This window comes from Bacteroidia bacterium (assembly GCA_041391665.1).
Lineage (GTDB): Bacteria > Bacteroidota > Bacteroidia > J057 > J057 > JAGQVA01.
Genome location: JAWKNO010000003.1, coordinates 2,123,853 through 2,139,026 on the forward strand (window position 1 = coordinate 2,123,853; position 15,174 = coordinate 2,139,026).

The 15,174-nt window shown below is 42.0% G+C and carries 12 protein-coding genes; 5 read left to right on the plus strand and 7 right to left on the minus strand.

Annotated features, from left to right (window positions below):
• Positions 1-57: 57 nt before the first annotated feature.
• The 4 genes from R3D00_31330 to R3D00_31345 form a co-directional block, all read right to left on the minus strand.
• Entirely contained in the window at positions 58-528 is a 471-nt protein-coding gene (locus R3D00_31330) for a DUF4265 domain-containing protein (protein MEZ4777708.1), read from the minus strand.
• Positions 529-680: 152 nt separating this feature from the next.
• Entirely contained in the window at positions 681-2,312 is a 1,632-nt protein-coding gene (locus tag R3D00_31335; protein MEZ4777709.1) for a serine hydrolase domain-containing protein, read from the minus strand.
• Positions 2,313-2,388: 76 nt separating this feature from the next.
• Entirely contained in the window at positions 2,389-3,249 is an 861-nt protein-coding gene (locus R3D00_31340) for a CPBP family intramembrane glutamic endopeptidase (protein ID MEZ4777710.1), read from the minus strand.
• Positions 3,250-3,266: 17 nt separating this feature from the next.
• Positions 3,267-3,899 (minus strand): NAD(P)H-binding protein, encoded by a 633-nt coding sequence (locus R3D00_31345; protein ID MEZ4777711.1) that lies wholly within the window; start codon positions 3,897-3,899, stop codon positions 3,267-3,269.
• 285 nt (positions 3,900-4,184) lie between these two features.
• Here R3D00_31345 and R3D00_31350 point away from each other — a divergent pair, with 285 nt between their 5' ends.
• Genes R3D00_31350 through R3D00_31365 form a run of 4 tightly spaced genes read left to right on the plus strand, consistent with a single transcriptional unit; the run spans position 4,185 to position 7,131 of the window.
• Complete coding sequence (locus tag R3D00_31350; protein MEZ4777712.1) at positions 4,185-4,955, plus strand: hypothetical protein; 771 nt, start codon at positions 4,185-4,187, stop codon at positions 4,953-4,955.
• 8 nt (positions 4,956-4,963) lie between these two features.
• Positions 4,964-5,425: a hypothetical protein gene (locus R3D00_31355; protein ID MEZ4777713.1), complete on the plus strand. Its 462-nt coding sequence runs from the start codon at positions 4,964-4,966 to the stop codon at positions 5,423-5,425.
• A complete protein-coding gene (locus R3D00_31360) occupies positions 5,403-6,440 on the plus strand; it encodes a histidine kinase (protein ID MEZ4777714.1) in 1,038 nt (345 codons plus the stop codon). Before R3D00_31355 ends, R3D00_31360 begins: the two co-directional genes overlap by 23 nt.
• Before the next feature lie 7 nt (positions 6,441-6,447).
• On the plus strand, positions 6,448-7,131 hold the full coding sequence (locus R3D00_31365; protein MEZ4777715.1) for a LytTR family DNA-binding domain-containing protein: 684 nt from the start codon (positions 6,448-6,450) through the stop codon (positions 7,129-7,131).
• A 254-nt stretch (positions 7,132-7,385) separates the two neighbouring features.
• Here the strand turns inward: R3D00_31365 and R3D00_31370 are convergent, their stop codons facing one another.
• The 3 genes from R3D00_31370 to R3D00_31380 form a co-directional block, all read right to left on the minus strand.
• Entirely contained in the window at positions 7,386-8,588 is a 1,203-nt protein-coding gene (locus R3D00_31370) for a putative DNA binding domain-containing protein (GenBank protein MEZ4777716.1), read from the minus strand.
• Between the two features lie 105 nt (positions 8,589-8,693).
• Positions 8,694-10,433, minus strand: coding sequence for a phospho-sugar mutase (locus R3D00_31375; protein ID MEZ4777717.1), 1,740 nt, complete (start codon positions 10,431-10,433; stop codon positions 8,694-8,696).
• 90 nt (positions 10,434-10,523) lie between these two features.
• Positions 10,524-13,862: an ATP-binding protein gene (locus R3D00_31380; protein MEZ4777718.1), complete on the minus strand. Its 3,339-nt coding sequence runs from the start codon at positions 13,860-13,862 to the stop codon at positions 10,524-10,526.
• Positions 13,863-14,053: 191 nt separating this feature from the next.
• Here R3D00_31380 and R3D00_31385 point away from each other — a divergent pair, with 191 nt between their 5' ends.
• Positions 14,054-15,169 (plus strand): ThuA domain-containing protein, encoded by a 1,116-nt coding sequence (locus tag R3D00_31385; protein MEZ4777719.1) that lies wholly within the window; start codon positions 14,054-14,056, stop codon positions 15,167-15,169.
• The last annotated feature ends 5 nt before the right edge of the window (positions 15,170-15,174 follow it).

The window sequence follows — 15,174 nt, forward strand, 5'->3', positions numbered from 1 at the left end:
AAATTCCTGGATGTGTTTGCTCAGCACATGGCTTTTAGTTGATGTTCTGCTCATTTTTTACTCTGGTAAATCATCAAAGCTACCTTCGATTCTCGCTTCACAGGTCTCAAAGTTTAAAATATTCTTTTGCTCTAACTCATCCAATCTATCGAATACGGCCTGATAGTTGCCTTCGGGTTGAACATCTAATGAAAGAAATATGCCAGTTGCTCTTTCATAAGAGATTGTTAGTTCTTTCATTGAATCAAGAATCTCAATTTGTTTGTCTCTATCCACACTTTTTTTAAAAAACACCCTGAATGTTCGATGCCCACTTTGTTCTATCAATTCCTTTATTTCCGGTTTTGTATTTTCGGACTCAGAAGTTGCCCTAACGATATCATGAAAGTTTAAACCGTAGGCGTAAAAAGGTACATTTTCAATTTTATACAAATCATTTCCCAGTGGTGTTGCCCAAAATGCTTCACCTCCAATAGCCCAGTGGTTAGGCAAATCTATATGTATTTTTTCCAATCCTTCTTCGTTCATGGTTTGTTGAGCATAACGTTTTCGGGCTTTGCGAAGGCGGAATTTTTAAGAAATACCGTTCGTTCCAGAAACCCTACTTCAATTATACGAAAAACCTGTCACCCGAATCACAACTCCCCACTTTTGCAAAGCCGCTGTTGGTGCGGTACTTTTCATTTTCGTTTATATTTCACCTGTTTTATTCTTTCTCCGTTAAGTAATAAGTCTCCGTCCCGGAACTCTAAACTAAAAAAGTCAACAAGCACTTTATTATCAGATACAAGTAACCCTTTTGTCACATAATCTGCCCGAAATGTTACTTCGTAATTTACAGCATCCAGATATTTTAATGTTATGTTTGTATTTGTCTCCGAATTAAAATAATCTCCATTAATTTTATTGAAGTCAAATTCATTTCCGGGTTTACCTACTTTGGTCAGTGAATAGGGTGAATGATTTACATAATATGCTGTTACCTGCATTTCTCCATTTGAGTTGGTAGTAAATTCTTGCTTAAAGTCTGTATCAAACTTTTGCCGAAATATATTATCTGCTTCACGTTCTAATTCAACATCATTCCTGCCTACTCTTTTTAAAAATATTTTATTGTCATTCTTTTCAAATGTGAATGCAAAATCACTATCCGTCAGGTATGTTCCTAAGATTTCATCTTCACTTACATATTTACCTATACTTGTTGGCTTAGTTATAAGATACGTTTCTGGCGACTTTAAGCCAAAAACGACATCAGCCATTTGCCTTGTTTGATTATAAGGAATGGATTTGCCTGTATTAGTCAGGGTTAACATCGAAATATTTTTTTGAGGAAACCTAATTACAGTTGCCTTCCAGGCACCGGTCGCTCCTTCGTGAAATTTATATTCTACCCCTTTATACTCACCAAATTCAAGACCGAAACCATAATTATTAAATTTTGAATTGTCAATTCCTTGTTGGCTTTGCAAAATGACTTCTCTGTTTAAGGTTGTCTTTCCTTTCCCCTGCACTAATTTTTCCCATTGAATTTGATCTTCCAGGGTCGAAAAAATATTACCATCACCAACTACATTCCAAATCCAATCATAAGTAGTCCAGGTGCCAAAATTGAAATAAGCCCTGGCAATTTGTCCTCGTATTTTAGCATAGTCACTCTCAAAAGAGGTGTTTGGCATATTCAATTGCCTGAACATTTCATTAGTGTATTCCACGAAGGTTTTCTTTGAGACTTTTTCTATAATCAGGGCCAACAGTATGTAGTTCGAGTTGCTGTATAAATATTTCGTATCTGGTTGAAAATTCAAATCAGTCTGCTTCTCAATTAAAGCTAATACATCATTATTGGTAAAGGATTTCTCCCACCAAGTGTACCCTTGTAATGACCATAAATCATAACAGTCTCTGATACCGCTTGTATGATTCAACAAACTTTGAATAGTGATCTTATCGCTGATATTGGGGTACAAGTCTGGAAACCATTTTCTAATATCGTCAGAGAGTTTAAGTTTCTTTTTGTCAACCAAGGTCAGTATTGCCAGTGCGGTGAATTGTTTCCCATTTGAAGCAATGTTGAAACGTGTTGAATTTTGAATAAGAGAGCTGTCTGTTAAGTCTGCGTAACCTGCATACTTTTCATAAATCACTTTTCCGTCTTGAATAATAGCAGTTGCAATACCTGGAGAATTTTTTGGTACGTCCTGGGTTGCAATGCTGTCAAGAAGGATGATTTGCTTTTTTGATAATTGAACCTGTCCTAAAACTGCTGAGCAGGAAAGAATTGTCAAAATACTTATTAATACTATTCTCATTTTTTCAATTTTTAGGTAGTGTCGATTTAGTATGGTACCCAAGATCCTATACTTCCTGAATCCGAAAGCTTCTATACTACAAATGAAGTGGTGCTTGCCTGCCGATTATCATCTTCCCTTCTCTCTTCGTAAGATAATAGAGCGTCAGCCCAATACTTAGCAAAAAAATCACCGTAAATACCGAACCCTCAATCCCTACGGCGCCTCCGGTAATTAGCTCATGGCCGTAAAATTCAGATTGAATAAGGGTTCCCATATCATTCAGTCCGGTGAGGCTGGATCCGTAAAAAGGTTGGGCAAAATTCCATCCCACATGAAAGAAAAAGGGCAGCCATATTCTTTTTGTATACACAAATAACATGGCCATCGTAAATCCCCAGACCAAATCCGTAAAAAGGCTAAACAGGTTTGCGTTTTCATTAAACACATGGGCGGTTTCCAGTAACATAGCGATTATCAGTGTCGGGTTAGTGCCCAGCCAGTTTTCAAATTCCCTGACGACTAATCCTCGTAAAAACAGGTCTTCAATTAATGCGGCAACCATCAACAGCGTAAATAACCGGAGGGAATAGTGGTCGGTCGTTATGCCAATGACCTGATAATTTCCCAATAAGTATAAGATAAAAACGGATAGGGAAATCGTTAAAAATCCTAATGAAAAACCTCCTGCCAGTTCTTTAGGCAAAAATTTCAGGGATAGCTCTGTAATTTCCCGTTTGTCATAAACCCGAAACAGAAAGTAATACCCAGCGAGTAAAACGATCATAGATATACCATGGATCAATGGATCGGCGATCTCTTTATCCTGAAAGATGCTGTAAAAAAACGGTTTCAGTACAAAATTCTGAACGACAACTAACGCCGAAAAACAAATCCCGATTCCTGCAATAATTTTTATAACCGGAAAATGCAACACACGCCTGATCGTTTCATTCATTACTTTTTCCCCAATGTCTACGTACCAGATATCGCCGTAAATGCTCTTAGATGTGAAGGGGTTTCGGCTTGTTTCACTAAAAAATCTGCCACATCTGCTCTGTTCGTTCCCCCAATCTTGATGCCTTTATACAGCCTGGTTTCTATACGATACTTTTCGGTTAATGGCTCATCCAATAATCTTCCGGGCCGCACAAATATCCATTTCATTTCCGATCCGGAGATAATTTCTTCCATTTTGGTTTTGTCGGCATACACGTCCTTCAGGAAGTACTTCAAAAACAGCCCGACAAACCACGAGACATAATTACGGCTTTCGCCAGCACCAAAACCCGTCACAAAAATAAAAGGGACATCGATCTTATTTTCTTTTTGAACTTCCACCAGAAGTTTTGCAAAATCGGAAAACAGTGTGGTTGCCTTCATATTTTTACTCGCCCCCAATGTGACGATTACCGCATCGGCATTTTGAATCGCTTTCAGTAAATCAGACTTATTCAATGCGCTCCCGATGACCGAATGAAAAGACGTTTTCTCCGAAAGCTGAATTTCTGAACGGGAAAGTGTCGTTACCTCATGCTTGCGCTGTAAGGCCCTTTTTAAGGTTTCGAGCCCAAGGCCGGCAGAGGCTCCGATGATGGATATGTTCATTTTAATATTTGTTGTTTGTGTAAGTATAGGTAAAATCCATATAAACACAACCACACCGCTCATTTAGCTGATCAGTCAATTCACTTTTCCCAGAACACAATTTTGTCTTGTTTCCGTTTACTATTCATGGTCGCTAACGGTTGGTGGGCGTGTCGTGTTTCCAAAACGATTGACCCCCAAATCACATAGTCCCGCCCTTTCCCCACAAACTCCTGGCCTTTCCCCACATCTGGTTGATGAAGTGAAAACCAGATTTTTACTTGCGGGGAATTAAACAAATTTACGATGCAACATAAAACATTTCTTTTCTGCTTTTTACTGATGCTCCCGACCTTGTTCATGGGACAAGTCCTTCAAGAAATCAGCACAGAACCTAAAGGTCTTACTGATCCCGATAAGTATCCTTTTGAGGTGTACATGAAAATTGGTCTACCAATAGGATCATTTACTATTGAAAACGGCTATCAAAACATCCATCAAATTTTCCAGGGTGGCGGGCTTGATATGCCCCAAATTCGCCAGATGAATGTCTATGATATAGGCGTGAGGTATAAGAGATTCTATGCGGAAATAGGGGGCGCAAAAGAATTCGGCAATTCTAATATCCCCGCATTTTCAAATGATCGTTTTTCCGTTAATTCCACATTCTCGATGTGGTGGGTGGACCTTGGTTATTCCGTTTGGCAAAACAGGAATTCGGCCCTATTGTTACGTTTGGGCATTGGTCAGGTAGTATCTTCATACGATATTCGCTCATTGCAAAATATAAGTCCAGTGGACTTTGAAGATCTACTTACCGGGGGAGGCAATTCTTCCACGCTCATTGATCACGAAAATACATTTTTGGACATTAGTGCAGAATGGTGGGTAGGTAGAGCCAAAAGTCATACAAGCTTTGGGGAAGCAATTAGGATCGGATATAGGAGGGGCATAAATGAGACAGCCTGGGAAGCCACCGATGCTAGCACGCTCAATGCTCCCATGGATCGAATGGGCCAAATTTATTTCAATTTCAGTTTTCATTTAGGGAGAAGCTTCCCTTCAAAATCTAAATAGGATAGGATATGAAACGACTAATAAAACCAACTATCGCATTGTGTTGTGGCACACTGTTTATCATGACAACAATCGTATTAATGGGAGCCAGCTCACCCTTGGAGCAAACAGAGCATGCTACATTGAGAATTTACAACAAAGGCTATTATGCAGGCTTCAGCTCAGGCTTTGGGGTAAAAATCAATGATCAGATGGTGGTCAAACGCTTGAAAGGCAGGTCTTGGGTAGACGTAAAGGTTCCCGTAGCCACATTGACCCTGGAGACAGTTCCAGAATTTGGCTATCCTACCTATGTAGGAAAAACATATTCTTTGAAGACAGAAGCAGGAAACCTATATTATCTGGAAGCTGTTTTAGATTATGAGTTTTTGACCAGTACCATGCATTTGGTCTTGCGGGAGAAAAGTCGAGCTGAAACAGAAATGAAACGATTGAAACAGGAAAACAATGTCATTCAAAAACTTGAATAAATGGTCTCCATGGGGATTTTCGATCCTTGTTATTGGCATATCGATCTTCTGGGGGGTAAGGCTTCACAAAAGCCTCACCCTCCAATATGCCGGGGAATGGGATCAACTGGGAGGCTTCCTACGCTGGCTGATGGGTTTTGTCGTCATTCTCCTGGGATTGGTTCTGGTGAGCTGGCTAAATTTCAAGGGCCCTAATCAATGGTGGGGCATCCATCCACAAACAAAGTGGATCTACCGAAGCTGGGCCTTGTTGTTGTTCTTTTTTCTCTATCTCTTTCTGCAATGGGCTACAGGTTTACAAGTGGATCTGGTGGAAGAAAATACCATGGTGGCCATACTGGCCTTTGCCTTTGTCATGGGCTTTACCTTTGTGGCGGGATTGATCAGGAGTAAAAATCAGCAGACGAAACTCTTGCAACAACAAACAGCCGCAGAACTACAAGCCCTTCGTTCCCAACTCAATCCGCATTTTCTCTTCAATGCCCTAAATACCATCTATAGCCATGCCGTTCCCCTGGAGGATGAAAGCCTCGCTGAGCGTATAGAGGAACTTTCTGGTATTTTGCGATTTACCCTGCAGCAAGCACAAAAAGAGTTTGTAAGCATTGAGGAAGAACTGACCTTTTTGAACAGGTACATTGGGCTGCAACAAGCCCGAATGGCTGAACCTGAACGTGTACATATTGATATCCAATGGGACCAACGTGAAGCACGAATTCCTCCCCTTCTCTTGCTGCCATTTGTAGAAAACCTTTTCAAATATGGCATTTCTCCTCAAAAAGAAACACAGGTGAGCCTTGCCTTGTACATAGAAGAAGGTGAGTTAACTTTTACTACCGTCAATCCCATTTATTCAACGAAGCAAAAAGGGACCGGCAATGGCATTGAGCATGTAAAAAGACGCCTTGCCTTGCTCTATCCTGACCGCCACCAATTGTCCATAGAACAAAAGTCCGGACAATTCAACGTGCATATGCGGCTGGAACTAGACCGTATTTCTGTCCATTCAATATAAAATAATCATGATCTTGCAAGCAATAGCCATAGACGATGAGCCTTCTGCCCTCAAGGTTCTTCAAACTCATGCCGAAAAAATTCCTTTTCTTAACCTAAAGGCAAGCTTTCTTCATCCAACTGAGGGGCTGGCCTACCTCCAAAACCATCCCGTTGATTTGGTATTCTTAGATGTCCAAATGCCAGATTTGATGGGTACGGAACTGGCAGACTTGCTCAGGGATGTGAATGTGCAATTGATCTTTGTCACAGCTTTTCCGGAATATGCTGTACAAGGATTTCAACTTCGGGCCTTAGATTATTTGCTCAAACCAGTCTCCTTGCCACGATTCCTCGAGGCCTGCAACCGAGCCTTGCAAGGTCAGCAAATACGAATGAATCAACCGCCCAACTTTTTCATCAAGGATGGCTATGATTGGGTAAAGGTAGATTTAGACAAGGTTTTGTATATCCGTTCTGACACCAACCTATTGTTTTTCCATCAGACAGAAAAAGTAGTTAGTACACGGATGACGATCTCAAAAGCACTCGATATGTTGCCCAAAGGAACTTTTGTCCAGGTACATAAGTCATACATTGTAGCCGTTCATGCGATCAGAAAGATTGAAAGGCATCAATTGACCGTGGGCAAGGAACAGATTCCCCTCGCAAGTAGATACAAAGAAGATTTACAACGATTAATACTGGGATAAATCAAATGACTTCCTTTAGTGCATGTAGGATTTTAAAAAGAGGGCAAAGTGCCGATTGCCAAACGGTGGGTAGTGGAGCGCACCATTGCCTGGACGAATTTCTTCCGGAGGATTGTTAAAAACCATGAACATACCCTACGATCGGCCAAATATTGGCTGATTTGGGCGAATATTTCCATTATTTTAAATCTAATCACCTGATGGACACCCACTTACATTTCCTAACATGCTTTAAGGGTTTTGAGCTTCTCATATCATTGCCTCCAGCTTTTACTTATTGATACGGTTACCTTGAAGGCGGTACCCAGAGAAAGATCAAAAACTGCTTCCGGATTGTTGTTATCTGCTAAATATTTTTTTGCTGTCTGAATCCCGAAGTTAAATTTATTAACATAACCTAAAATCTTTAGGGCTTCGGCAATTTCAAAGTTTCGGTAATCACTCACATTGGGGAAATTGGAAGTATTAACCTGACCAAACAGAAAGCCGGGGTTTTTTATTTCTACCCTGTCAGAAAATTCATAAACAAGTATAGGTGCGTTGGATTCATAATTCCGATGAATAACGGCATTAAAAACCAATTCACGAATTGCCCAAAGAGGATAATTGTAAATGATTTCTTCCTGCATGGAATTTGTCTTTTGTATCAGGCTTTTTCGAATAATCACGGATTGAATAAATTCATCGAGATTGAGCAAATCAAGACAAAGGCACTTTTTAAATTCTTTTTCAAATTCAATTCCAGGCGTAATTTCCTTACCAGGAACTTTAACATATTGAATATAGGCGCCAGGAATAAAGTGTGTGGGATTCTGACCAAACATTAACACACCGGCATTGGTCGGGCAGTCATACCTCAAATCATAAAATCTCAAGGATGCAAGCTGATGTTTAATGGGTCGGTTGTTTTGCTCTAAAGTTTCTCTGTCAATGGCTTTGGGTAAAAAAAATGTTTTAAACAGGTCGGTATTTAGATCTTCCAATGTGGCGCTGAAACACGGGCTTGTATCAAATGACTTAGATAAACTACTCCTGCGCTCAGAAAGGATTTTTTCATCTTCTATGCTTGCCTTTGCTTTTCTTGGACCAACACGTATCCAACACCTTCCATCATAGCGCACTGGTGGAAATGATGAAGGATGCACCTCCACCACCACGACGTCTCCCCCATCAAGATGAAAAACCTGACTGACTGTCATTGAGGGCTGTGGCAATACATTACCATTTGCCTTTATATTACCAATTTTTTGGAGTTCTTCATCACCAATACTTAAACCACCTAGTGTCCCATCATCATTTACACCTAAAAGAATATAGCCTGGCTGACGATGATTGGCAAAGTCATTTGACATCGCACAAACTGCCGGTCCAAGCTTGTCTTCTCTGAAAGAGATAGTTCTTTGTATTCTGTCAGACTCAAGATCAATTATCAGTTTTTGTAATTGTTCCTCTGTCATTTTATTTCGGCTTAGTCTTCTCTTCTAAATCCCTCGTCTGCAACACAGCATTGGCCTTCAAAATATCGAAAAGCCAGACAAAACTGCCCTTAAAGCTCTTGTTCCCTACCGCGTATATCCATCGATCAGCACCTGAATGCCATCAATCTTCTGATTGAGTTTGGCCAGGGTAGCGTCAAAATCGTCCTTGCGCGCCATGGGTGTATTTACGCTCATGTAAAACTTGATCTTGGGCTCCGTACCAGACGGGCGGGCAGAGACTTTGGTGCCGTCGGCTGTCAGGAACTGCAGCACATTGGATTTGGGCATGTCGATAGGCAGTTCCTCACCGGAGGTGAGGTCGGTGCGTATCTGCCGCTGGTAGTCGAGCATGGTCACCACGGGTGAACCTTCGATTTCTTTTGGCGGATTGGTACGCATATGGGCCATGAGTTCGGCGATTTCTTCCTGGCCTTTTTTGCCGCCTTTTTTGATGGAAAATAATCTTTCCAGATACATGCCAAAGGTGAGGTAAATCTCTGTCAACAGGTCAAACAACGTCAGCCCATTGTCTTTGGCATAGGCCACAAGCTCTGCGATCATCGCGCAGGAGGAAATGGCGTCCTTGTCGCGGACAAAGTCTCCGATAAGGTAACCGTAACTCTCTTCACCACCACCGATAAACTGGCGTTTGCCCTCATTTTCCCTCAATACTTCTGCAATCCATTTGAAACCTGTCAGCGTATTGATACAATCCACACCAAAACGGTCAGCCATTCGGTCAATCAGGTCGGTGGTTACAATGGTTTTACACACGTACTGATTGCCATCGAGTTTTCCTTTGGCTTTCCACTGTTTGAGGAGATAGTAGATGATGAGCGAACCGGTCTGGTTGCCATTGAGCAGTTGCCATTCGCCATGGGGGTTTTTTACGCCAATGCCTACGCGGTCGGCGTCGGGGTCGGTAGCCATGACGAGGTCGGCGTCAAGTTCTTTGGCTTGTTTGAGCGCGATGCTCATCGCCTCGGTTTCTTCCGGGTTGGGGTAAACGACAGTGGAAAAATTACCGTCAGGCGTAGCCTGTTCTTTTACCACATGCACATCTGTAAAGCCCAGTTTTTCGAGGATGCGTGGAACCATCGTGATGCCGGTTCCGTGGATGGAGGAATAGACAATTTTAAGATCTTTCTGATTGGCGATTGCTTCCGGAGTTACAACATTACCGGCAACGGCATCCAGATATTTTTTGTCGAGGTCTTCGCTGATACGGGTGATGAGGCTGTCATTTGCCTGAAAATTCACTTCATCGGGACCAGCAATTTTATTGACTTCGGCGATGATGTTTTTGTCATGAGGCGCTACTACCTGTCCGCCATCGTCCCAGTAAGCTTTGTAGCCATTGTATTCTTTAGGATTGTGAGAGGCGGTAAGTACAACTCCGCTTTTGCAGCCGAGGGTGCGTATGGTAAACGAGAGTTCGGGGGTAGGACGTAGTTCTTCAAACAGATACACATGTATGCCATTAGCGGAAAACACAGCGGCAGTCATCTCACCGAAATATTGGCTATTGTTGCGGCTGTCATAAGCGATGGCAACGCTTATTTTTTCGTTGGGGAATGATTTTTTGAGGTAATTGGCGAGGCCCTGAGTCGCCATGCCGATGGTGTATTTATTGACGCGGTTGGAGCCGGTACCCATGATACCGCGGAGGCCACCGGTACCAAATTCAAGATTTTGATAGAAGGAGTCTATCAATTCTTCAGGGTTTTCGTTGGCCATCATGCGGCGGATTTCCGCCTTTGCAGATTCGTCAATATTGCTGTCGAGCCAGGATTGTGCGCGTTTTTTTTCTTCAACTGCTACCATGTGAGTGTTTTATTTTTTGGTAGCCGAAATATAAGAAAATGTAAAAGATTTTCTTTGACTAATTGGGAATCTGTGAATAAAACCGTCAACTTAGGAATGCGGCAACCTCAATTCGATTTTTTCAACAGGGATGGTAAAATAGAATTCACTTCCTTTCCCTTTTTCTGAAATTACACCGATTTCCCCCTTATGCTGTTCGATGATTTTTTTACATAAAGCGAGTCCGATACCGGTGCCTTCGTAGTCAGCTTCTTTGTGCAGCCGCCTGAAGAGGAGGAAAATATGCTCCTGATATTCCTTTGGGATACCGATACCATTGTCTTTGACATGGAAACGCCACTGATCCTGCTCTACCTTACAACTGATTTCAATTTCAGGGGGCACCTCTGGGCGGGAAAATTTCAGTGCGTTGATGATCAGATTAGACAATAGCTGGCGAAGTTTGATTCTGTCGGCGGAAATGGTTTCGGGAATGGAATGAAAGGTAAGTTTGGCGTTTTTTTCTTCAATGGTAACAAACAATTCATTTCTGAGCTCTTCGAGAAGTTGAGGGAGGTTTATCGGGAAAATATTGATTTTGGTTGTATTGACCCGCGAGTAGGTGAGGAGATCGTGAATGAGTCGTTGCATATTTTTGGAGGCGGATACAACAAAATCCAGGTATTCGCGATCTTCTTCGGAAAGAACACCTGCGAGTCGTTTTTCCAGAAGTTGTGCAAAACTCACGATCGTGCGAATAGGAGCCCGGAGGTCATGAGAAGCCAGATAGGCAAAATTTTCCAGATTCATATTCGACTCAATGTAATTTTTGAGCTGTTCATTTTTTCGGTTGAGATCTATTTCCTTTTGTTTGAGCTCTGTCTCATCCTGTACGATAATGACCACACCCAGATTATCGCCCTGACTATCCATAATGGGTGAGAAGGTCAGCGAAGCATACATTACAGCGTCTTTGCCCGGAAAAACATCAGAAACCCGAACAATTTCCCCTTTTGATGCCTGACAAAAAATTTGAAAATACCGGTCAACTATTTCGGGGGAGAACATGTCTGTCCAGATAGGTTGAGCATCAAGTCCTTTTCCAAATTGATTCAAAAACCCTGTCAACAACTTATTATTGTAAAAAATCGGGGTATAGTTATCTCGTAACGCCAGTACCGGATCGGGAATACTGTTAATAATCGCATTCAGCATTGCTTCATTTTTTCGAAGTTGATCTTCTGCTTTTATGCGATCGGTAATATCTGACGCGACCCCTAACAGGCCGATAATTTCATTTTTCTCATTAAAAATGGGCTTTTTGATGGTCTCCAACCATTTTTCATTACCCATAAAATCATATATTTTTTCCCTTGACCGGAATGTATCTTCGCCTTTTTCCAATACAGTCAAATCGTCTTCCATGAACTGGGGGTCTTCGCTGAAGATGGGGTGAATCTCATCATCTCGTTTTCCCAACAAATCATCATTTGACTTACCAAAGGTATCTGCCAAAGCATTATTGGTAAAAATAAATCTGCGGGAAGTATCTTTGGCAAAAACGAAATGCGGATTAAGGTCTGAAATCTGACGAAGGAAGCGATTGTTACGCGCGATTACCTCTTTCGAATCATACACAAGCTGGTTGGTATAAATCAGAGTGATCAGAATCATAAGAAGTGCCATCAGGCTGACCATGATGTCAAGTGTTTCCACATTCTCCTCTTTAAATACGATTAAGCGACCGCTGACCAAATAGCTGAGGATAAAATTTACCGCCATAACAACGGCATTTAATATCTGCTCCAGAGGTCGTTGAGCGAGATAATTCCACACAAGAAAAATCGTAACAGGAATCAGCGGCAGCGCAAAGGTCAAACCAATTAATGCAGATGGAAGAATCGTAATCGGATAAACCAGAAATAAGCCCGCGTAAAATATAGCCCGAAGTTGCCGTCTGATTGCCAGGAAATGCATGACGATCATCAGCACCATAAATGCTACTTTGGCAATGATGTCAGCCATATTTCCCCATAAAATAGAATGTGCGAGTATGGGAATTACCAGTAAACACACAACGACCGAAAGCCTTCGTGTAAACTGGAGTCGCTGATCTTCTTCATGTTCGGAGAAACTGACACTCAACAAAGGTTTTCCGGTGATAAAGGTTCGGCTGAGGTAAATCAAAAAAAATGCGATGATGATTACCACGGCAAACAGTCCCATAGTTACACCAAAAATATTGCTCTTGTGCAATAGCACTTTATCCCTTTTAATCCTCTCAACCAGCTGTTGATTTTCTATTTCTCTTTTAGATATCTCGGATAGTTTATCATGCAGTTTTTTATAATCTGCACTTTCTTTCTGGTAGATTTCATTAGCTAACTCTCCGGCCAAATGGAAATATTCAGCAGCATTTTTGAATTCACCCTGTCTTTGATAAATGGTGGCAAGCAACTCACTGGCTGTTTTCTGAAGCATGGTATATTTTGCTTCCGTAGCGATTGCCAACATCTCCTGGGCATGTGTGCGCGCCTTATCCCATTGGTTGGTTTCGAGATAAATTCGTGCAAAAAGCTCCTCTGCGTTAATAGCTATTTTTTTAGCCATTATCTGTTTTTCAAGGTTTTTTGCTTCCTGCGCAGCGATTAATGCCGAGTCATATAAGCCGGCTTTCTGATATATCTGACCTAATACCACGTAAGATTCGCCGGAAATAAATGGAAAATTTTTCTGATTTGAAGAAATATCCAGTGCTTTTTTTATATAAAATAGTGCCGAATCCTGATATCCAAGGTTGGTAAAGCTGTAGGCCATATCCTTATATCCGTAAGCCATCAACCTGAAGTGCTGTTGTTTTTCAGCTAACCGCAATCCTTTTCGAGTTTCCGGAATTGCATGCTGGAAATTACCTTTTTCGGCATATAAGTGCCCTATGCAACCCAAGGCTGCAGCAGCTTTCCATGGCATTTGCATACTGTCGCTCAATACAATTCCCCGATTGAAATGATATAACGCATCATCATAATCGCTGATCTGAGTATAGGCAATGCCCATTGCCGTATGAATATCAATCAGTGCCGTGTCCTGTATCGACCTTCCGATAATCAATGCCTGCTGATAATCCAATATGGCGCTTACATAATCTCCTGACATCGACCGGCTTGACCCCATGATTTTCAAAAAGTAGCACTGCTTGCTCTTATTTTTAACTTTCAGCGAAAGTTCATAGGCTTTTGTGGCGTATTCATGGCATTTATCCGTGTTGACAAAAAAGTATAGTTTAGCCAGTTCGCCATAGGTCTCCATTCTCTTTTCTTCGGATTTTTCAGTTGCCAGCCGGTCAGTCAGCACCGCCGCTCCGGGAGGGAGCGCTTCCGGAATTTCTGCATATACTGAAAAAAATCCACATAGCAGATAAATTAGGATAAGCCACTGATAATGCTTCATATTGTTATCCTGTATTTTGCCTTTTTCACATACGAAAATTTAAAAATCAATTTCCTTTTTTGAAACCAATTACATCACATTAAAATATCTTAATACAATAAATATGTAAGATTTGGTGATTAATCAAAAACTTTAGAGCCTTTGTGTAAATACTTCTATATTCATCCTGTTAAAACTAACGAATTACTATTATGAAATCTGTCATTTTTTTGATTTTATCTGTGTTTTTTCTGGCTGGATGTAACCCAAAATCTCAACCTGAATCTTCCAACGACACTCCCATTTCTAATGAATGGATAAATTTTGCCGGTGCATCTGGCCCCGGAACAGGAAAAAATATTGTACTCATCAGTGGAGATGAAGAATATCGCTCTGAAGAAGCACTTCCTTTGCTCGGCAAAATTCTTGCCAACCAGCATGGTTTCAACTGCACGGTCCTCTTCGCACAGGATCCCGAAAAACCGGGTACCGTCAATCCCAACTATCTGCACAATATCCCCGGCCTCGAAGCCCTCAAAACTGCCGACCTGATGGTCATTTTTACCCGGTTCAGAGAATTGCCCAACGACCAGATGCAGATGATCGATGACTACCTGAAAAGTGGCAAACCTGTCATTGGCATCCGCACCGCCACTCATGCTTTTAATGTCAAAGACTCGACCAGCAAATGGCTTCACTATGGCAATTACTACGAGGGTGATATGGCTGAGTGGCAGGGAGGTTTTGGCAGACTGGTTTTAGGGGAAAAATGGATTTCCCATCACGGCCACCACAAACACCAGAGCACACATGGTGTCATCGCGGCCACTGATCACCCTGTCATGCGCGGCATTTCCAATGGCGATATCTGGGCCGCTACCGACGTATATGGCGTCAGATTACCTCTGCCGGGTGATTCGGAGCCGCTAGTGCTTGGACAGGTAACCAACCGCCCGGGAGAAATAGATGAAAATGACCCTTTTTACGGTCTCCGCCCCTCCGACAGCGAGGTAGCTACAACCAACCCCGCAAATAAAGACGTCGGCAACCCCAACGATCCGATGATGCCTGTAGCCTGGACAAAATCCTACCAGCTTCCCGGAGGAAAAACCGGGAGGTCATTTGCAACCACCATGGGCGCTGCTACGGATATGACATCAGAAGGCGTACGCCGTATGTTTGTCAACGCCGCTTACTGGCTCACCGGACTGGAAGTGCCGGAAAAAGCTTCTGCCAATATCGAAGGTACTTTTAACCCTTCCGCATACAACTTTCACAAGGATGAGTACTGGGATGAAAAAAATCTCCAGATCAGCGATCTGCGGTAGAAACA